Here is a 19,998-nt window from a genome sequence, read left to right as displayed (position 1 = left end):
TCGTGCCGCCGTGCGGCGCCCGGCTACTGCTGGGGTGGGGCGGGAGGGTGCGGTTGACCCTGCTGCGGCGGATACGGCTGCCCGGGGGCGGGCTGGCCGGGGTGGCCGTAGGGCTGCGGGGCCTGTCCGGGAGCCGGCTGACCCGGATAGGGCTGACCGGGATACGGCTGCTGCCCCTGCTGTGGATGCTGCGGGTACTGCGGCGCGTACGGCTGCTGACCGGGCGTCTGCTGGCCCGGCGCCTGCTGGCCCGGCATCGGCGGGGCGACGACCGGCGGCGGGTTGCCGTCCGACGTCCACAGGCCGTGCGACTGCTGGTGCCGGGCGATGTCCTCGGCGACCATCGCGGCGAGCGTGAAGTACGCCTCCCGCACCTTCGGCCGCATCATGTCGAGGTCCAACTCGGCGCCTGCGGAGAGGTGTTCGTCGAACGGCACGACCACGACGCCCCGGCAGCGCGTCTCGAAGTGGGAGACGATGTCCTCCACCTTGATCATCTTGCCGGTCTCGCGCACGCCCGAGATGACCGTGATGGAGCGTGCCACGAGATCCTGGTACCCGTGCGCGGAGAGCCAGTCCAGTGTCGTACTGGCGCTGCTCGCACCGTCCACGGACGGCGTCGAGATGATGATCAGCTGGTCGGCGAGGTCGAGCACCCCGCGCATCGCGCTGTAGAGGAGGCCGGTGCCCGAGTCGGTGAGGATGATCGGGTACTGCTTGCCGAGGATGTCGATCGCCCGCCGGTAGTCCTCGTCGTTGAACGTGGTGGAGACGGCGGGGTCCACGTCGTTGGCGATGATCTCCAGACCGGAGGCCGCCTGCGAGGTGAACCGCCGGATGTCCATGTACGAGTTGAGGTACGGGATCGCCTGGACGAGGTCGCGGATGGTGGCCCCGGTCTCGCGCCGCACCCGACGGCCGAGCGTGCCGGCGTCCGGGTTGGCGTCGATCGCGAGGATCTTGTCCTGCCGCTCGGTGGCGAGGGTCGAACCGAGGGCCGTGGTGGTCGTCGTCTTGCCCACGCCACCCTTGAGGCTGATGACCGCGATGCGGTAGCAGGACAGCACCGGCGTCCTGATCAGCTCCAGCTTCCGCTGCCGCTCGGCCTCCTCCTTCTTGCCGCCCAGCTTGAACAGCCCGCCGCCCGAGGCCGGACGGCTGCTCTTCTGCTTCTGCTTCTTGCTGTTCAGCAGCCGGTCCGACGACAGCTCGACCGCGGCCGTGTAACCGAGCGGTGCCACACCCGGGTTGGTCGGCTGCCGCTGATCGTGCTGCACGGCCTGCGGCCAGGCGGCGCCGGTGCGGGGGTCGACGGGGGCGGGGGGCTGGGGCTGCCCGCCGGGGTGCCCGGGCTGACCGGCCTCTCCGGGCTGTCCTGGGTATCCGGGGAAGGGGGACTGGGAAGGCTGGGGTTGACCGGGGTGGCCCGGGTGTCCCGGCTGGGCGGGGGGCTGGGGGAACCCGTAACCGGCCTGAGGCGCAGGGGAGTTGGGCTGACCCGGAGGGGTCGGCGCCGGGGCACCCGGAGCGGCGGCGGGCGGGAACCCGTAGCCGGGCTGGGGCGCCGGGGGGTACTGGGGGCCGGGCTGCCCCGCCTGCTGAGGAAAGCCGTAGCCCTGCTGCGGAGGAACGGGTGCGCCGCCGGGGGCCCCCTGCTGCTCCGGCTGGACCGGTCCCGGCTGGCCCGCTTGTGGCGGCTGGCCTGGTTGGGCCGGAGGCTGGGGGAAGCCGTAGCCGCTCTGCTGGGGGATGGGTGCCTGCGGCGGCACGGGCCCGCCCGCGGGCGGGAAGCCGTAACCGGCGGGGGAGGAGGCGCCGGGCTCCTGCGGAGGCGTCGGACCGGGTGCTGGGGTCGGCGCAGCGGAGGCGTCGGCGGGCGGCACGGGTGCGCTGGGGGCGGCGGCGTGGGACGCGGCGTCGACGGGGCTGCCCCAGGCGGAGGGCGCGCCCTGAGGGGCCTGCGGGTGGAACGGCTGCTGAGGCGGCACGGACGGCTCCCTCGGCGCGGCCGCCGACTGCTGCCCGTCGGGCCTTTCGGGAACCGCAGGTGTGGTCGGCGCCTGCGGGGCGGACGGGGGCCAGGGCGCCGCGGGGGCGGGAGCCTGGGCGTCAGCGAGCTGAAACGCGGGCGGCAACGGCGGAAGTCCACTCTGCGGCGGCGGAGGCGTCCAGGCGGGAGGCGCCTGCGGTACGGCGGTGGGGGCCGCGCCGGGAGCGGCTGCGGGGGACGGGGCAGCCTGAGGAGTGCCGGGCTGCGGCGGGAGGTCCTGGGGCGGGGTGGCCTGAGGCGCGATGGCTTCGGGAGCGGACTCCTGAGAAGCGGTGGCCCGGGGCTCGGCGCCGGGAGAGGAATCGGGGGCGTCGGGAGCGGCGTCCTGCGGGGCGGGATCCTCAGGAAGGGCATTCTGCGGAGTCGCGTCCAGCTGAGCCGCGCCCTGCGGAGCGATGCCCTCGGTGGGAGCTCCCTGTGGGACGGCGCCGGGGGCGGGACTGTCCTGCGAATCCGGGCCCTGGGTGGACGGCTCCTGGGGGTCTGAGCCCTGAGTGGACGGTTCCTGCGGACCGGCAGTCTGCGCAACGGCGTCCTGAGATCCCGAACCCACCGGCTCGGCCGCATCGGTGACGCTTGCGGAGACGTCCTCGGAGGCCGCGACGCCACCGGACTGCTCGCCCTCAGCAGCATCGGCAGAGCCAGACGCCACCTCGGCGGCAGAACCCTCGGCGCTGCCACTTCCCTCGCCGTGCTGACCGTGGCCGCTCGCCGAGCCGTGACCCTCGCCGGATGGGGCGGCATCCCCCGACGTCTCGACGATCTCAGCGGCAGCGGAGGCGGCGCCACTGTCTTCGCTCGCACCCGAAGCCGCACCCGCAGGGTCGCCGGAGGCACCCGTGGGCGCGGCCACGTCCGCGATCTCACGCTTCAACGCGGTAGCGGAAATGCGCATGGTCGCGCCACTCTCGATGTCCGCACCTTGGCCGCCGGCCTCGGGGGCGGCGGCCACCGGGGGCCAGGGCGGCGGCAACGTGCCACCCGAAGCGCCAACCGGCGCACCGGACGTGTCGACAGGCGGACCGACCGGCGGCGCGGGCGGAGGCGTCACGGCCCCGCCGGCGGACGGCATGCTCCCCGCGCCCACCCCCCTGTCAGCGTTCGCAGCCGCACCCGAACTCGACCCCGATTCCGATTCCGAACCGGCCCCCTGCGAAGAAGCGTTCTGCGTGTACCAGGCAGGCGGCGCGTAGTCGATGGTGAACTCGCCCGTCGCCTCGACGGCGGACTCCGCGTCGGACTGGTCATCGCCGGGTGTGGCCCAGCCCCCGCGGATCCCGTCCCGATCGCTGTTCACAATTCCTCCTGGTGTGGTCGAGCACCCTCAAAGCCGTGCCGGGGCCGACCGTTCTGGTCGTTCGAGCCGTGTCGTCGTGACGTCGTGATGTGCGCCCCCGGTCCCAGCCTAATCACCACAAGCGCCATGACGGCAGGCCAGTCCACCCCTCCGTGCCTGCCCGCTCCGTCACGCCCTGCCCTGAGATGGCACACATATCCCCAACGAGTGTCAACAAATCGGTCATTGCAGGTGAACAGCTCGAAAGAAGAAGGGGGCGAAGGGTTACGGGACCGGTACCCCGAGGCGGTCGTATCCGTCAGTCCATCCGCCGGGGCGTACCCAGCAATCCGATCTCGGCGTCGGTCGGCTGGGTCATCACGTACTGCCGGTCACGGTCGGCACTCCAGAGAGTGACACCGTCGGCGAGCGAGGGCAACGACTCGACGTCTGCCCGGGGCAGAGCCATGGTGCGCCCCAACTCCGCCGCCTCGTCGGGCGAGACCCGCTGCACTCCGACCAGACGGGCCCGTCTGATGAGCCGCGGAGCCACCGGGCTGAGGTAAGGCAACAGCGTGAGTACGGACTGCCAGGGCCCGGCGACGACCCGACCGCGCGGCGGCCGCATACCGCAATCACGCACCACCAGCACGGGACCGGCGGCTGACGCACCCTGCGGCGGCACCCGCCCGACGTCGTACACGGCCAGACCGTTCTGGCCGCCGCCCATCGCGTGCACCAACTGCATCCAGGACTGCGCGCGCCCAGTCTCCACAGCGACCCGCGCCCCGGTGGCCGCCGCGCGCAGCGCGAGCACCTGGGCGGTCCACAGTCCACCGATCAGGACGACGTCATAGGGGGTGGGTCGGTTGATCCCGAGGACGGCGGGTCGGCTCTCGGCGTCGACGCCGATGACGACGCCGTCGTCCCCGACGGGCAGTGCGAGCGAGTCGAACTGCTCGACCGACAGCGCGTGCCGTCCGTGCCGCGGCCCGATCAGCCCGAACCCGGAACGCAGTCGCTCCCGCATCCGCTCACCCATGGAAGGTTCAGGAGCGGTGGAACCAGGTGCGTGGGGGCCCGTACCGGTCATGGTCATCACCGAACACCTCCCAGGGGCAGCGTGGCGAGGACGCCCGGTACCTGTTCACGATCGAGCCGCGCGAGCCCGGTCCCGGCCTGTCGGGCCGCGTGCTCCAACGCGCGCCGGGCCGCGACGAGTTCGTCGTCGCTGCGCCCCGTCACCCGAACGTGTCCGGCGACCGTCACCTCCTGTCGCACTCCGCGTGCCACGGTCAGACTGAACGTGGTGGCGAGTGCGGGCAGGGCTGTCAGCTGTCCCACGAGCTGCGGAAGGGAGGAACCCCGGCCACCCAACTGCGGCCATCGCCGCACCCAGTAGGTGGTGTGCCGACGGTTGTCGCACCGCCAGTTGCGCCCGGACTCCTCGGTCCGTCGCTGCGGTGTCTCCGTACGCCCCGCCTCGGCCGTCACCAGGGGGTTGGCGCAAGCTGAGGTGGCGACGGCGGCTATCAGCTCCTGCTCGTCGAGCACGGTCGTACGGAATCCGGACCCGGTGAGCCGACTGGCCAGATGGTCCGCGACCCGCACCACGCACTTCTGTGCCCCGAGGAGACCGCCCCCGCGCGCGGCCACGGCTTCCGGGCACAGCTCCGGATCGAGCTTCAGCGCGATCCAGGTGATCCGGATGGCCGGCGTACCCGTCTGGGCCTGCAGCGGCGCGTAGTTGCTCACGGCCACCGACTGCTGGGGCAACTGGATCGCGGGCGCCGGCTGGGTGTGCAGCACGATCTGCGCCCCCTCCAACCGGATCCCGTCGACCTCCAGCGAGTCCCGCACCAGGCCCAGCGGCAACGGCTGCCGGCTCCTGTCCGCCCGAAGCGCCGTGGCGTCCGCCTCGACCTGCAACACGGCACTGACGAACGTGCCGTCCCCGATGACCCCGACGGCACGCCGGTCCCGCCCGCGGTAGGTGTAGCTCCGCAGCGTCGGGTCGCACTCCACCGCGGGCGCGAGCCCCGGCTCGGTCCCGGGCGGTATCACAGTCTCGGCTGCCTTTCGCTGCCGTGCCTTCAACGCCCTTGCCGTGGCCAGCCATTCGGGCAGAGAGCGCCCCCGGCGACGTACCACTGCGAGCAGCACCAGCAGGCTCGCGACGAGGGCCGCGGGCACGAGAACGAGGGGGTGCACCGCCCAGCCGACGAGCAGAACGGCGGCGGCTGCTTCGACGAGGAGGACCTGCCGAAACCGGAATGCGCCGAAGTGCCCGGAACCCGCCTTGAGATGCGGTGCGAAGGGACCGGGAGCGAACGTCGTCACCGCGGGCGGGGCCGGGGAAACGGCGGAAGGAGCAGAACGCGGGTCGACCGCTTCTGTACGCGATCGTGATCGCGTCCGGCGTGCGGAAGCCATTGCTGCAAACCCCCCGTAGTCACCTGAAACGCCCCACTCGACAGCGGCCTCGATGGGGAACGAACCCTACCCGCCCCACGTGCGCAGTGGCGCAACAGGCATAGTAGGGGCGGGTCTGACAGCGGAGTGCGGGGGCGTTGCCCCCGGGGCGCAGTACGGGGAGAAACAGGCACTCATGGCATCACGGCGGGACGAACTCAACGCCTACACGTTCGCGAAGCGACGCACTCTGGCCGCCTTTCTCCAGCCGTCCCCCTGGGGTTCGGAAGAAGGCGCTCCCAAGCCGTTGCGGGCCGTCGTACCCAGCTTGATCGCAGGCGCCCTCGTCCTGGGCGTCTTCGGTGCCTGGGGCATGTTCCAGCCGACCGCGCCCAAGGGTTGGAACCAGCCGGGCACCCGGGTCATCGTGGGAAAGCAGTCCACGACGCGCTACGTAGTCCTCAAGACGGACGGGGCCACCCGCCTGCACCCGGTTCTCAATCTGGCCTCCGCCCGTCTGCTCATGAACGGCGCCGACTACCAGGTCGTCCAGATCAGTGACGAGATCCTCGACTCGGGCAAGCCGCCTCGCGGTCCGATCCTTGGCATCCCCTACGCGCCGGACCGGCTGCCGACGGCCGACGAGGCGGGCGTGGCCAAACGGTGGGCGGTCTGCGAGCAGCCCGGCGGCAAGGGAAGCACGGTTCAGGAGGCGACGTTCGTCCTGGCCGACCGGGACGTGAAGAAGACGGACGGCTCCGAACGCCTTTCCGGCGGCGAGGTCCTGTACGTCAAGACCCGTACCGGGGAACGCTATCTGGTGGACGCCGCCGGGAAGGCGTACCCCGTCGCGGGGGCGGCCACCGAAGAGGACGACCGGAAGCTGACGGACGCGCTCGTGGGCTCCAAGCAGCCGCAGCTCGTCACGCAGGAGTGGATCGACACCCTGCACAAGGGCGACCCGATCGCGTTCCCCGAGCTCCCCGCAGGTGTCGGCTCTCCGGCCGGAGTCCCGGGCCAGCTCTCGGACGACGAGAACCGGGTCGGCATGGTACTCGAGACGGAGACGGGCGAAGGCAAGAAGTACTACGTCGTGCTGCCGGGCGAAGTGAGGCCCGTCAGCGAGTTCACCGCCTGGCTGCTGATCACCTCGCCCCGGACCGGCGTCCTCAACATGAACGGTGAGGCCGCCAAAGTGGGCCTCCAGGACTTCACCGCCGACAGCAGCCCCTTCGCCGGACAGCCGGCGAACTGGCCGGCACGGCGCGCCTCCATGGTCAACTCCGCCTCCGCGGAATCGGGCCGCAACACCGTCTGCAGCGTTCTGCGCGATGTGGACGACGACAACGACACGACGCTCAGCACCTGGGCGGGCAGCGAGTACCCTGCCGAGATCGCCGCAGGCGGCGCGAGCACGTACGTCACTCCCGGAACGGGACTGCTCTACACCCAGATCCAGGGCACCGACACCGACTCGGGATCACTCTTCCTCGTGACGGACACCGGCCTGCGGTACGCCGTCCAGGCGAACGGCGACAGCGACAGCGAGCAGTCCGGCGTCGGCACGGACGGCAAGCAGAAGACGTCGGACGGGACGCCGGAGCTGAGCGAGGCCCAGGTGAAGCTCGGCTACGAGAACGTCCGGCCGGCCAAGGTCCCGCTGGTCTGGTCGGAGTTCCTGGCCAAGGGCCCCCGCCTCGACACCAACAGCGCGCGACAGCCACAGGGTTCGTGAGGACGGGCGCCGGCCCACCACCTCTGCCACGGCTTCACACGACAGAAGGACGGGAGCGACGTACAGGTGTCGCCGAAGAAGAAATCGCTGCCGGCAGCGGCCGCGGCCGCGCTGTTGGCTGTGCTGAGCACCGCACCGCCTGAAACCGGAGTCGACGTCTCCGCCGATGCACGTGTGCCCGTGCGGCTGGACGGCAGCGGTGAGTGCACCTTCCCCGCCAAGCCGGTCAAGGGCACCCCCTGGGCACTGCAGCGGGTGCTCCTCGACGAACTCTGGCAGGGTACGGACAAGGGCAAGGGCATTCGGATCGCGGTCATCGACACCGGAGTCGACGACAGGAACCCACAGTTGAAGACGGCGGTCGACAAGGCGGCCGGACGCGACTTCCTGACCGCGGGCAAGGGCGCCGATCCCACGAACGACCGGGAGGGACACGGGACGAAGGTCGCGGGCATCATCGCCGCCCGGCCGCACGACGACACGGGCTTCGTGGGCCTGGCCCCCAACGCCACGATCATCCCGATCCGTCAGAACGACGCCGAGAACAGCGGCGACTCGGACTCCATGGCGGAGGCGATCACCTACGCCGTGTCGCAGGGGGCTGACGTCATCAACATCTCCCAGGACACGACGAAACCCCTGTCCGGCACGTCCAGGCTCGCTCAGGCGGTACGCGCCGCCATCGCCCAGAACGTCGTCGTGGTCGCCTCCGCGGGAAACGACGGCCTCGACGGCACATACAAGAACACCTACCCGGCGGCTTTCCCCGGCGTCCTCGCGGTGGCGTCCTCCGACCGGAACAACGAACGAGCCTCCTTCTCACAGGCGGGCGAGTTCGTGGGCGTCGCGGCCCCCGGCGTCGACATCGTGTCCACGGTCCCGGGCGGCGGCCAGTGCACGGACAACGGCACCAGTTTCTCCGCCCCGTTCGTCGCCGGCGTTGCCGCGCTCCTGAAGGAGAAGCACGAGGACTGGTCGGCCGCCCAGATCGTGACCCAGATCGAGCAGACGGCCGAACGCTCCGTCAACGGTCACGACAACTTCGTCGGCTGGGGGGTCGTGGACCCGGTCCGCGCAGTCCAGGACTCCGATCTCGAGGACCCACCCTCGTCACCGACCCCGGACCCCGGGGTGTCAAAGCCCGCAGCCCCCGACACCGCCCGCTTCTCCCTCGCCGAGACCCCACACGAACGCGACGAGCGCTACGCCACGTACGCCCTCGGTCTCACCGCGGCCGTGGTCACGGTCATCACGGGCACGGCGGTCGTGCTACGTGATCTGCGCCGTCGGAGGCGCGGAGGGGGCGCCTGAGCACGAACTTCGGGCCCCGCCTTCTCCGCTCACCTCGGGGCCCGGCGCACCGCGCGGCGGCCGTCAGGCCGGGCACCCGTCCCGCACTCCAGCCACTGACGCACTCTCACCGGGGGGCGTCGACGTCCTGGTCGAGGCCGCCGTCACGACCACCGTTGTGAGGCGCCGGTTCCAGGTCGAACTCCCCGTCCCGCGCTCCGAGGACGAAGGCCCGCCACTCGGCCTCGGTGTACCGCAGCACCGTGTCCGGATCGAGCGACGACCTCATGGCCACGGCACCCTCGGGCAGGTACGCGATCTCCACCCGCTCCTCGTGCTCCTCGGTGCCGGGCGCGCTGTGCCACTCCACCCCCGAGATGTCGAGTGCGTACAGCTCGTCCTTCTCGCGCTCTTTGCGTTCCTTGAGTGCCTTCTCGGCATCCCTGTCCAGCCCATCGGCCATGATGGCGCGGTTCCTTCCCGACGTACGAACGAGCTACGCACTCACAGTACTTGTGTGGTGGCAACTCCGTGACCGACTGACCCAACAGCGACGTGTCACATGGAGCGATGCCTGCGTCACCGCCCGCTCGCACCCGAATTTCTCGTGCCGCTCTTGTCCCGATAGTTGCTCAGCCCTTGAACTGCCCTGTTGCGGCTTTGCAGTTGGAAGCGTCCCGTCAAGTGACTAGAGTGGTATGCGGTATCACATGGGTGGTACGACACGGGGGCGGTGTAACGCTGTGGCCGCGCGACGCGTGGCAATCACGGTGATTCTTGCCCGCCTGGCATGTGGGCGTCGGGCCTCGATGGACGCGTCGCGGCGGTCGGTGCCGCCGTTACTTCAAGAGGAGGGTGGAGAACCTGTGAGTGACATCACGGCGGACCAGAAACGCGAGAACGACCAACTCATCGCGCTTGCCAACAAGATCCAGAACTTCCACGTCGAGGTGAGCCGTCGCGTGACGTCACTCAATACGGTCGTGGACATGATCCAGGGCGGTTGGCAGGGCGCCGCGAGCCAGGAGTACGACAGGGTGCAGCGCGAGGTGAACGTCCACCTCAAGAAGCTCCAGGACAACCTCGTCGACCTGGAAGACGTCATGCGCATGGCCGTCAACGGGTTCGAGGACCACGAGCAGGAGCGCATCGCGGAGATCCGGAAGGTGGACAACTCCGCGGAGTCCCAGGCCCAGGCCGAGGCCGGCATGGGAGGCCAGACGTACACCACCAACCGCATCACCAGCCTCGCCTGAGCCACGGAGGAGACCCACGATGAGTACAGGCTTCGACCGCACAGCGATCAACTACGCCACGGTCACCCAGGCGGCGAGTGACGTCCGCAAGACAGCCACTGACCTCACGCAGGAACTCGAAGCCCTCATGCAGGAGGTGAAGCGCGTCGCCGAAACCTGGGAGGGCGAGGCGAAGACGGCGTACGGAGACATCCAGCGCAAGAACACCACCGAGATGCAGGCGATGACGGAAAAGCTCAACTTCATCGCCACCCTGCTGGACAGGTCGGTCGTCGGCTACCAGGGCACGGACCTGGACGGCGCGAAGCGCATCCGCATGCTGATGGGCTGACACACGGCTGACGGGCGGGGGAGGCGGCGGAATACGCTGCCTCCCCCGTTGTGCTGATGAAGGTCACCCGGCAGACTCCGGAGACTCCATGGGAACCTCGGCCCAGACCGTCAGCTCGCCGCCGTCCCGCAGCGTTCCCCACCGGACGGCCAGCGCTTGGGTGATCAGCAGCCCGCGTCCGCGTTCCTGCTCCAACCCCAACAGTTCCGCCGACGTGGGCAGAGCCGCGGATGTCGGCCCTCCACCCTCGTCCGTCACGCTGATAACAGCGGTGCGGGAGGTGAGGCCACAGTCAACGGTAATCGTGTGGCTGTCACTGTGCTCCAGAGCGTTGGCGACGAGCTCTCCGGCGATCGTTTCCAGGTCGTCGATGACGCTGTGAGGCAGCCCCCACGTGTCGGCCGTGTCACGGACGTGACGCCGGGCGAAGCACGCGGAGGTGAGATCGCTACCGGGGAGGGCGATCCGGCCGAAGCGTCGATGCTCAGCCAGTCCCCCGCCGAGCCGAGCACCACGAGACTCGGCGATGAGCAACACGTCGTGGAGCGCATCGGTCAACTGACCTGCCAGCGGCGCCCACTGACTGCCATCCGCACTCTGATCCGGCAACACGGCCCGCGCTCGCCCCAGAAGCCGGCCCGCGAGTCCGAGCTGCGTGCGCTCGATCCGGTCGGCCACGCGAGAGGCCGTGCCCTCGCCGTCGGTGAGGAGGAGACAGGGCTGTCCGTGGGAGCCGGTCCAGGGCAGGAGCCGTACATGCTTCGCCTCGTCGTTCATGACGCGGTCCCCAGGTGGGTGTGGATATCGCGGCGCAGCGGCTGGACCCCTGCCTTCTCCTCGTGCTCGTACGCGGCGAGGTAGCGGTGGGCGAGGGCTTGCGAGGTGCCGTCGAGGGGTTCGTACCAGCAGCGGACGGTGGGGACTGCAGGCCCACGGTGCGCTGCGGGGCGAGGAACCCCGAACTGGCTCGGTAGTGGATTCAGTCGTCGCATGAGCACTCCCTTGATGAGGTGCGGCTGGCAAGGCGGATGTACACGCACACGTCGAACCACCGCGCATGGTGACAGCTTCACTACGCAGCGTGCCTGTTGAGTATGCTGCCATTGAATTTCAATGGTCGATACTCGATTGGCTCAACTCTCCCTCGACAAGGTGAACTCAGGGCGGGAGGTGCGAGCTCCGGGTAGCGCATACGCTCTGCCTGGCGCTCCGCAGTCCGAGGGCAGGTGACGACGACGGCCGAGTAGGAGACGAGACGGTGACCGTACGAGGATCAGCGGGACCTGCTGGCCGCATGCAGATCGCCCGCGGGCTGAAAGCGCTGCGAGCTCGAGCCCGCCTCACACAGTCCGAAGTGGCCAAGCATGCTGGGGTTTCCGTCGGTACCGTCAACCGGTACGAGACGTGGCAGGACCGCGCGAAGCTCCGGATCCCGACGGTGAGAGCGATCGCCGATACGTGCGGTGCCACATCGGACGAGCTGGACACGCTGATCCAGCTCGTCCGCAACCAGGAGAACGGCTGGTGGATGGACCATCCGGCAGTACCAGAGGTCCTGGACCCACTGATGTCCTTTGAGGATGTCGCCGAGTACGAACACGTCTTCGCCAACGCTCTGGTGCCCGGACTGCTTCAGACACCGCGTTACGCCCTCGCTCTGCACGAGGCACAGGACGTCCGAACGGGGGCCGATGCCATCGCGAGCAAAGTGGACGCCCGCGTCAAGCGCCAAGCGATTCTGGAGCGGACCCCGGCGCTACACCTGTGGGTGGTGCTGGACGATGCGGTCCTCCGGCGCCGTGTCGGCGGCGTTGACGTGATGGCCGAACAGCTCGACCATCTGTACGCCATGGCGCAACGCCCCAACGTGGACATCCAGATTCTCCAGTTCACCGCAGGCGCCCACGCGGCTGGCTCGGGCGGTCACTTCTTGATCCTCGGCCGTGACGACACAGGCGACCCGCTCGGCAATGTGAGTGTGGTCTATCTGGAACTCCACAAACGGGGGCTCTATCTCGACGCCCCCACCGATGTGCAGAGCTACAAGCTCATGTTCGACTACCTGCGATCACAAGCGGCCGACACGTCGGCCAGCCTCCAGCTGTTGGCCGAAGCACGACAGGAGCTCAACCGATGAACGAGACACCGATAACCGACCAACTCGCGGCAGCGGATTGGTTCAAGAGCAGTTACAGCGCGGCGGACAACGAGTGCGTGGAGGTTTCACATGCTGCACAACGTGTGGGTGTACGTGACGCCAAAAGTGTTGGCCGGAGAGGATTTACCGTTGGTTCACGTGCGTTCGCTGCATTTGTTGCCAGCCTGAAGAACAGGTCCAGTGACAAAATGGCCTGACAGCTTTGATGGTGTCCCACCGAGTGGTGTAGCAGCGATCTCTGCGTAACCCCTGGTCATGGGGCGGCCATCGCGCAACTCTCCGAGTAGAGACGCTCGTTGAGGTGAGAGGTGACGCGATGGCCTTGTCCCAGCATGACTTACTCAGGTTGAACTCGTAGTGTCTGCCCGAGTGATCACCAAGGTTCGATGATCAGGCCGGTCCCGGCGAGGCAGCCGTCGATCAGGTGGGGTCTGAACTGGATCTTCTTCAGCTTGCGTTTGACGATGCGGACGAGGCCGCTGAGGTCGGTGGCGACGAAGTTGGCGATGGCGCGTTTGAGGAGTGACCACACGCCTTCGGCGGGGTTCAACTCCGGTGCGTAGGACGGCATCTGGAAGATCCGTAACCAGTCCGCGTGTTCCTCGGCGAAGGCGGCGAGTTCCTTGGCGAGGTGGACGTTGAGGTTGTCCCAGCACCACACCAGTGGGGCGCCCAGCTGCTGGTGGGCGGCGATGATCAGGTCGCGGTACTCGTGCCAGGCGAACGTCTTCGGCTCGCCCCTGCGGCCGTGGTAGACGTGCAGCCGGTAGAAGAAGTGCGGGCGGTTCCCTGGCCGGTAGCAGACGGCGCCGGCGATGTTGACCCGGCCGTTTCCCCGACCTCGCACCCGCACCACCGGACGTGCTCCGCGCGGTGCCCAGGTGCGGCCTTTCGGCGGCCTCAGCCCCTGGCCCGCTTCGTCCTCGAAGCAGATGTAGGCGCCCAGGTCCGCCGCTGTCCTTTTAACCGCGGCCACACCTCGTCCTTCCACATCTCGATGGCCGCCTCGTCGCGCTCGATCGCGTGGCGCACCGGGACCTGGCAGGACCAGCCGTGCCGTTTCAGCAGTTTGGCCACCCCCTGGATCGTGTAGCCCTTGTGGAACAACCTGCCGATCAGCGTCTTGATCCGGCCCAGCGTCCACCGCTGGTCATCGGTGAAGCCGTGGGCCAGCGGCCCACGCTTCAGCTCCGCCTCCAGCCGGTCCCACTCCCGCACCGACAGCCGCTCCCGCGACACCGGCCCCTTCGACTCCAGCGCCGCGCCCCCGCCCTCGCGCCACACCTTGCGCCACCGCCGCACCGTCCGCTCCGTGACCCGCAGATCGGCCGCGATCACCCTGGCCTCATCACCGCGCTCGAACCGCTCGGCCGCCTCCAGCCTCAGCTGTTCCCGCTTCTCCTGCTCGGCGGGCGTATAGCCGCCCCTCTGTGCGTACCGCATGATCCCGTCGTACCGCAGGGATCATGAACCGTCACGACCCCGCAGGCTCTACGAGTTCAACCTGAGTACCCGCCCATATCCGGCTCATCGCACTCCATCAGGTCGTTCCTGGCTCGCGTACCACGGACGACTTCGCCGGCATTGCTCTACACAGCGACACATTCGCACTTCCCAATCGGCGGCCGAGTCGTCGTGGGGATCCGAGCGGCCAAGCATTTCGAGCCACGACCGGCAGCACGACGACAGCCACACCCGGTTCCCCTGGGTGCCACAACCCTACGAACGGCTGGGGCGGACCCAGGAAGGAACGTAGAGCACGACGAATGGATCGCCTTCCCCCGCCGCTACCTCCCCGAAGGCAGCATGGACAAGATTTACCCACCCGACGATCAACCCGGCACGGTTACACCACTACAGGGGACATGACCACAGCTTTACGCTCTGGCTAACATATGCCTGCCTTGAGCATCCCGAAGAGTAGTCCAATGGAGTATGTCGCTCGGGATCAAAATGCCCGACGAGTCACGCGCTGGGTGGCATCTTGTAATTCAAGCCAATGTTGCCGCAGTGTCCCCGTGAGATGAACGTCTGCGCCTTCGAACGTTCTCAAATTACCTGAAGAAGCCAACCATTATGAAGAACGCTCCTAGCGGGATCCAAAACCCGCCCACGATGCGCAGTGTCTGCGGAGTCGCAATCCCAACGGTTGGATTTAGCCGCGCATAGATTTGAAAGGCGCATTCGGCGCCTTTGGCGATATTGAAAGCGAAGAGAATCCCGAAGGTGAAGAATAGGATTCCGACCACGCTGAAATGCATTGTCGTCCTTCTTCTTCCTAAAAGGTCCAGCCGTTCGGCCGATGGTGTTCCGCGTAGTCGCGTAGGCGATCACCGTGTGTGTGCGGGGCGGGGCCGGGCATGCAGCCGGTGATCGCCTACGCTCCCTCCGCACCGGGCAAGCCACAGTGTAAATCTCCCTGTTGAACGGCCAGTTCAGCCCCGGGGGTGCCCGATGGCCTTGTCGCAACTCCGACCTCCGCCTGATGGAGTCACTGCGCACAGCGGAGGGTAACGAGCTCGTCCGCAGATCGCGGAGCGCATACTGCAAGAGCTGATCGAGGCCGAGCGCAGCGGCCGGATCGGCGCCCAGTGGAATGAGCACACCGAGGGCTGCACTGGTTGCCGCAACAATCATCGCGACAAGGCCCTCGCCACCCAGGCCAGCGATCGGTACCTGGCAATCCCGAAGTTGTGCAGCGGCAGCTTCTTCCCCAGTCTGCAAAATGGCTGGCGATATCGACACCGCCCCCAAGGTGGCAGACGAGCCACCGTGAGGATGAGGTCAGCGATCAGTACATTTGGCTTCCTTTGTTATGGCTGGGGCGAAGTCCTCCAGGAAGCGTTGAAGTTTTTTATATCCCTGGGAATTTTTCTCGACGCGGTCACCAAAGAAACGGACGTCAAAATAGACGTACTTCGTGGGGCTGCCGCATACTGCCGTTGCCAATGCTCCGTCAGAACCGATGACCGCAGTGCCTGGGAAAGATACTGTGCGCCTGGAGGCGTGCGTGAACTGCTTAGTTGCCCTTTTCCAGTCCTCCGTAGGGAGATTGTCATCGATTTGGCGGATAGTTATGGCCAGGACCCTCTCGCCGTCTACATTTAGATCGCAATAGACGTGCCGTAGCCCCATGTTCACCGGGTTCTCTTGAGGTATTTTCACTTCCTCGCCGTCTGGCAGAAGAGGTGAGAGTGCGGATTGCGAAATCCGAACATTGCAAAATTCTTCAGGAATACTAAGACTGCTGCTGCAGCCAACTGCCAGGGGGCCCATGACGAGAAGGAAGGCTGTGCCCTTACCCAAGGTTCCCACTACTGATCACCCGCAATTCCGTCTGCACGCCTGTTTCCATGGTTCGCTGCTGCTTCAATTTCCTTGTACAAGCCGTCCTCACGGGAGTATCCAGTTTCGTTCAATGCCCAGTATGAATTTATCGCATACCATTGTTCGGCAAGTTCGTTGAGCTGGTTGCGACGACTTACGTACGTCTTCTGATTGTCGCTCGTCAGTTCTTCCCCTTGGCGTTGCTGCTCGTCCATGATCCAGGCAGTTGTGGCCATGTCTGCACCGCGCTGCAGGACATCACCTGCGACGGGGATAAAGTTCAGCACCGAACCGGATACGTGGTAACTCCACGCCTTGTCCCAGGTGTAGTCGTGCTGGTCTCCCTTCAAGGCGTTGTAGCGGGCTTCCTCCATGAATCCGACCGCGTATCCAGCGGATTCCAGCGTGTCTTCCGGGGCTCGGGAAGTGTCGTGCATGTCATTGAGGATCGCGTAATTCATGCCTTCATGGAGGGTTCCGTAGGAATCCTGACTTCTCGATATCTGTGTCGTCATCGCCATTACCTCTTCCGGATCCAGGGCATAGAGCGGGTCTCCACGCTTTCCGCCCACATCGGTCATGGCGATGTAAACCTCATCACCGTGGTTGACCATGACCTTGGCCATGTCATCGCGTAGCGATGAAGGCATGTCGTCGCCCTGGCCGGAGAGAACCTGTAGCGCTTCTCTGAAGACCCGATCATTTGCCTCGGTGTGGTTGCCGGGACTCTGCGGGTGTGACGGGTCGACACCGGTGGCTGCAGCGACCAGGGCATTGCCCAGCCCCTTGCGGTTGTCGCCGTCCTCGACGTCGCTGGTGGTGACCTCGAGGTTGCCGCGCCACTCTGTTGTGTTCGTGACGTTCCAGTCGCGACTTCCGTCGCCGTTGCCCAGAAGATAGTCGAAGCGTTCCTTACCGGCGGGGGTGTCGGGATCGAGATAGCCGGCTGCGCCTTCCGGGTCACGCGACATGGTGTTCAACGCGCCGTCGACCGGATCGTTCGCGAACCAGCCGTCTCCGTTCTTGCCGCTGAACTGCCCATACAGGTCCCAGATGTCCGGGTCCTTCTTCTCCATGGCGATCATGTCGTCGGTGACGTCCGCGACAAACTGGGGCGAGTAGCCGCTTCCCTGCTGCATGAGTGTGACCAGGCTCTGGTAGCCGCGAACCTGTTGGTCCGCTCCCTTGGCCATGTCGATCTTGTCCTCTGCGGCTTTGAGGCCATATTTGTCGTCACCGTGTTCGTGCAGGGCCTCGGTCCACTTGTTGTAGAACTGCGCGTCTCCCGTGTTCTTCCAGTTGTTGAACGCCTCGTTGTATTCGCTCGTGCCGAAACGCAGCTGCTTTCCGTTGGCATCCCTGAAATCTGGGACGCGAGTAGCAGTCGCCAGGGAGTCGGAAAGGCCTCCATTGATATGGAGGTACGCCTTCTTGTTCTGGGTGTCGTCGTAGTACGCCAGGTCGTTGATCTTGTTGGTGAGCTTCAGCGTGTTGTCAGGCCCGAGGGAGTTGAGATAGGTCTGGCTGAAGGCCTTGTCGCCGGAGTTGTCGCGCATCAGGCGTTCCCACTCCTCCAGGTCGGCGGGCTTTTCTCCGGCCAGGATCTGGTCCGCGTACTCCTTGGCCTCACGGGCCTCGTAGACCTCGACGTCGCCGACGGCGGAGCCGTTGAACGAGTGCGCGCCAGGGCCCATGGCCTGGTCAAACGCCCGCTCGAACCAACTCTTGACACCGGCTGCTTCGCGTAGAGCCAGCTTGACGCCCTGGTCGGCGTCGTCGACGGCCTGCACGGCGTCTTTGATCGCCTTTGTCCACGAGGTTTCGGCTTCTTTGGCCTGCGAGACGAGCTTGGGGTATTCGTTGTCGTGCCGCATGGGGGTGAGCTTGCTGAAGTCGTAGACCGCCTCGCCCTTGCTGTTGACGGACATCTCGGCCTTCTTGGCGTCCTCGACCGTGTCCTTGACGTGGCCGATCAAACGGGAGAACTGCTCATGTGCGTCGCGGAGCAGTGAGGCGATGGCGCGGGCTTCGACCTGGGCGTTGGCGAACTGTTTGCGGGTGTCGGCGAAGCGTGAGGCGGCGGCTCCAGCACTGACGCCGACCCAGGTTCCGTCGGTCGCGACGCCCTCCACCTTCGCCGCGTACAGCGACTCCAACTCCCCGAAGCCGCCGGCCATGTCGTCCCAGTCCTTGGCGGTGGTGGTCAAGAAGCCCAGTCCGATGGTCACCACGTCTTGATACGTGAGCATGATTCTCCCCGATTTCTAACTGTTGTGCCTCGGATCACGCCCAGCATCCAACTGGCCTATCTGGCTCCGGATTTCGAGATTGAGATACTCGAAATCTCTCTTGGTTCCTTGTAGCGCTTCTCGATCTTCCTTGAGGCGGTTCATCAGGTTCTTGACCTGAAGTTCCCACTCCTTGTGTGCGTCCTTGAGCCCAGATCCGGTCGCCCAGTCCGAGAACTCCCGGACGGTCGCGTCCAAGTTCTCCTCGGCATGCCGTCCAGCCTTCTCCGTGCCTCGGGGGATGTCGTCCTGCAGCATCCTGATCGCGACAGCCTTGCCCGACGAGTTCGTTTTGAGGTCGGCTACATCGCCGCCACCCCCACTGGGAGGTAGCTGATTCAACTGCATGCTGCTGCTCTGGCGAGCTGTAGCGGCGGTGCGTGCTTGACCCCACGCTTCATCGAACGACATTGCTGATCCCCTCGTGGTACTCGCTGACTGTCAGGCCGCCGTTGCCCCGCATGTTCAGTAATGCCGTCCTGTACTCGACGGGCCTTCCGACGGCGAGCCGGTGCCATGACTCTGTACGGGGCTGTCGGGTGGGTAGTGGTGCTGTGGTGCGTATATGGGAGGCGGGGGGACGGTGAGAGGCGCGGGACGTCGGCGTCGCGCGCGAATCACGGGCACGGCGACCGCTGTACCGAGGAGTGCCGCGGCCCCGACGCCAAGGGCGATCCACAGAGCCGGGTTGCTGTCGTCCGCGGGCGGCGCTGCTGCGGTGGGTTTGTCGTCCTTCTTGTCATTGCTGGAGGAGCCGCTGGATTTCGAGGGTTCGGGAGATGGCGACGGGGACGCTGCCGCGGTCAGGTCTGGGAGCGGGTACTCGTCGGCAGGCCCGGGATCACCAGGGTTCTGCAGCGCGATGCGCGGACGGACAATGCCGTAACCGATGGCGTTGTTCCACGTCCACTTCTTCTCGTTGCCCTTCATCGTGTTGATCAGGACTCGCAGGACCTGGTTGTTCGTCCAGGTCGGGTGCTTCGACCAGATGAGGGCGGCGGATGCGGAGGCGATGGCGGTGGCATCGCTCGTTCCGTCGGACTTGCAGATCTGTGTGCCACCAGTGCATGCGTGGACCATCTCTTCGCCAGGAGCGGCAACATCGATCTGTGGCCCCCACTGGGAAAAGGTGCTCCGCTCGACGTTCTTGTCGATCGCGGCAACAGCTACGACGCCAGGCGTCGCTGCTGGATATTGCAGGAAGTTAGATGTGTCACCGCTGTTGCCAGCCCCAGCGAAGATCAGCTTTCCCTTGGTCAGGGCGTACTTGACGGCGGAGGCAAGTGCCGGAGTGCCGACGTTTTGTGCGCCCGGGGAATCAGCCCGAGCCATGGAGATATTGATGATCTGCGCCTTCGAGTCGGCCGCGTACCGGATTGCCTCCGACAGCTTCCTGGAGTACTCGGCTCCTACATCGACCTTCCCGTAGTCCTCGGTGCTGTAGCGCATACGAATGGGAAGGATCTTGGCTCCTGGTGCGATGCCGTAAGAGCCGCTGGCCGTTCCGCGTGCTCCGGTAGCCGCGATGAGCGCTGCAACACCGGTTCCGTGTCGATCACGGTCCGTGTGCTCGTCGCCAGGAAGGTCTGAGTAGTCCTTGCCCGCCAGCACCTGACCCTTGAGGTCGGCTGTCGAGTCGTCAACTCCCGAGTCGATGACGGCGACCGTGATCCCCCGCCCCGTACTGGTCTTCCACATCTCCTCGGCGTGCATCGCGTCGAGATGCCACTGTCGATCCCGAACTGATTCGGCATGGGCAGGTGTCGAGGCAATTCCCACCAGCAACAGGCCGAGGGCTATTGATACCGCTGAGCCATCTTGCAGCGCTCGCTTACCACTGGTGCGCATATGCCTTCCTGAAGTGTGGAAGTGGAG

The 19,998-nt window shown here is 66.6% G+C and carries 18 protein-coding genes; 7 read left to right on the top strand and 11 right to left on the bottom strand.

The features are described 5' to 3' along the window. Nucleotides 1-23 precede the first annotated feature (23 nt). From P8T65_RS12385 to eccE, 3 genes are all read right to left on the bottom strand, one after another. Nucleotides 24-3,347 carry an SCO5717 family growth-regulating ATPase gene (locus P8T65_RS12385; protein ID WP_316725442.1) on the bottom strand — a complete coding sequence of 1,108 codons (3,324 nt, stop codon included), beginning with the start codon at nt 3,345-3,347 and terminating at the stop codon, nt 24-26. Nucleotides 3,348-3,645: 298 nt separating this feature from the next. Next, on the bottom strand, nt 3,646-4,425 hold the full coding sequence (locus P8T65_RS12380) for a hypothetical protein (protein WP_399098792.1): 780 nt from the start codon (nt 4,423-4,425) through the stop codon (nt 3,646-3,648). Beyond that, the gene (eccE, locus tag P8T65_RS12375) at nt 4,425-5,759 is read right to left on the bottom strand and encodes a type VII secretion protein EccE (protein WP_316725441.1); all 1,335 of its coding nucleotides are present in this window, start codon (nt 5,757-5,759) and stop codon (nt 4,425-4,427) included. The genes P8T65_RS12380 and eccE overlap by 1 nt, the downstream gene beginning before the upstream one ends. 175 nt (nt 5,760-5,934) lie before the next feature. Here eccE and eccB point away from each other — a divergent pair, with 175 nt between their 5' ends. Then, nucleotides 5,935-7,473, top strand: coding sequence for a type VII secretion protein EccB (gene eccB / locus P8T65_RS12370; protein WP_316725440.1), 1,539 nt, complete (start codon nt 5,935-5,937; stop codon nt 7,471-7,473). Between the two features lie 66 nt (nt 7,474-7,539). Further along, nucleotides 7,540-8,784: a type VII secretion-associated serine protease mycosin gene (gene mycP, locus P8T65_RS12365; protein ID WP_316725439.1), complete on the top strand. Its 1,245-nt coding sequence runs from the start codon at nt 7,540-7,542 to the stop codon at nt 8,782-8,784. Nucleotides 8,785-8,890: 106 nt separating this feature from the next. On the opposite strand, the gene P8T65_RS12360 is transcribed toward mycP (P8T65_RS12365), so the two are convergent. After that, entirely contained in the window at nt 8,891-9,226 is a 336-nt protein-coding gene (locus P8T65_RS12360; protein ID WP_316725438.1) for a DUF397 domain-containing protein, read from the bottom strand. A 403-nt stretch (nt 9,227-9,629) separates the two neighbouring features. Here P8T65_RS12360 and P8T65_RS12355 point away from each other — a divergent pair, with 403 nt between their 5' ends. Then, nucleotides 9,630-10,019: a WXG100 family type VII secretion target gene (locus P8T65_RS12355; protein ID WP_230218148.1), complete on the top strand. Its 390-nt coding sequence runs from the start codon at nt 9,630-9,632 to the stop codon at nt 10,017-10,019. A 19-nt stretch (nt 10,020-10,038) separates the two neighbouring features. Further along, the gene (locus P8T65_RS12350; RefSeq protein ID WP_316725437.1) at nt 10,039-10,350 is read left to right on the top strand and encodes a WXG100 family type VII secretion target; all 312 of its coding nucleotides are present in this window, start codon (nt 10,039-10,041) and stop codon (nt 10,348-10,350) included. 63 nt (nt 10,351-10,413) lie between these two features. Here P8T65_RS12350 and P8T65_RS12345 read toward each other — a convergent pair whose 3' ends face one another. Continuing rightward, nucleotides 10,414-11,127: an ATP-binding protein gene (locus P8T65_RS12345; RefSeq protein WP_316725436.1), complete on the bottom strand. Its 714-nt coding sequence runs from the start codon at nt 11,125-11,127 to the stop codon at nt 10,414-10,416. Further along, nucleotides 11,124-11,342 carry a hypothetical protein gene (locus P8T65_RS12340; protein WP_316725435.1) on the bottom strand — a complete coding sequence of 73 codons (219 nt, stop codon included), beginning with the start codon at nt 11,340-11,342 and terminating at the stop codon, nt 11,124-11,126. The genes P8T65_RS12345 and P8T65_RS12340 overlap by 4 nt, the downstream gene beginning before the upstream one ends. A 302-nt stretch (nt 11,343-11,644) precedes the next feature. Between P8T65_RS12340 and P8T65_RS12335 the strand changes: the two genes are divergently transcribed. Then, the gene (locus tag P8T65_RS12335) at nt 11,645-12,487 is read left to right on the top strand and encodes a helix-turn-helix transcriptional regulator (protein WP_316725434.1); all 843 of its coding nucleotides are present in this window, start codon (nt 11,645-11,647) and stop codon (nt 12,485-12,487) included. Next, entirely contained in the window at nt 12,484-12,705 is a 222-nt protein-coding gene (locus tag P8T65_RS12330; RefSeq protein ID WP_316725433.1) for a DUF397 domain-containing protein, read from the top strand. Before P8T65_RS12335 ends, P8T65_RS12330 begins: the two co-directional genes overlap by 4 nt. A gap of 176 nt (nt 12,706-12,881) precedes the next feature. On the opposite strand, the gene P8T65_RS12325 is transcribed toward P8T65_RS12330, so the two are convergent. Further along, the gene (locus P8T65_RS12325) at nt 12,882-13,412 is read right to left on the bottom strand and encodes a transposase (protein ID WP_399103057.1); all 531 of its coding nucleotides are present in this window, start codon (nt 13,410-13,412) and stop codon (nt 12,882-12,884) included. Then, nucleotides 13,409-13,951, bottom strand: a complete 543-nt coding sequence (locus tag P8T65_RS12320; RefSeq protein ID WP_316725431.1) for a winged helix-turn-helix domain-containing protein — start codon at nt 13,949-13,951, stop codon at nt 13,409-13,411. Before P8T65_RS12320 ends, P8T65_RS12325 begins: the two co-directional genes overlap by 4 nt. Nucleotides 13,952-15,037: 1,086 nt before the next feature. On the opposite strand from P8T65_RS12320, the gene P8T65_RS12315 reads away from it, so the two are divergent. Beyond that, nucleotides 15,038-15,616: a transposase gene (locus tag P8T65_RS12315; protein WP_316731562.1), complete on the top strand. Its 579-nt coding sequence runs from the start codon at nt 15,038-15,040 to the stop codon at nt 15,614-15,616. Nucleotides 15,617-15,822: 206 nt separating this feature from the next. Here P8T65_RS12315 and P8T65_RS12310 read toward each other — a convergent pair whose 3' ends face one another. From P8T65_RS12310 to mycP (P8T65_RS12300), 3 genes are read right to left on the bottom strand one after another with little or no spacing between them, the layout of a single operon-like run. Then, nucleotides 15,823-18,063 (bottom strand): hypothetical protein, encoded by a 2,241-nt coding sequence (locus tag P8T65_RS12310; RefSeq protein WP_316725430.1) that lies wholly within the window; start codon nt 18,061-18,063, stop codon nt 15,823-15,825. Nucleotides 18,064-18,099: 36 nt separating this feature from the next. Continuing rightward, nucleotides 18,100-18,534: a hypothetical protein gene (locus P8T65_RS12305; protein ID WP_316725429.1), complete on the bottom strand. Its 435-nt coding sequence runs from the start codon at nt 18,532-18,534 to the stop codon at nt 18,100-18,102. Nucleotides 18,535-18,588: 54 nt separating this feature from the next. After that, a complete protein-coding gene (gene mycP, locus P8T65_RS12300) occupies nt 18,589-19,971 on the bottom strand; it encodes a type VII secretion-associated serine protease mycosin (RefSeq protein WP_316725428.1) in 1,383 nt (460 codons plus the stop codon). Between the last annotated feature and the right edge of the window lie 27 nt (nt 19,972-19,998).

It is taken from the genome of Streptomyces sp. 11x1, from assembly GCF_032598905.1.
Lineage (GTDB): Bacteria > Actinomycetota > Actinomycetes > Streptomycetales > Streptomycetaceae > Streptomyces.
This window is presented reverse-complemented; position numbering and strand designations above follow the sequence as displayed.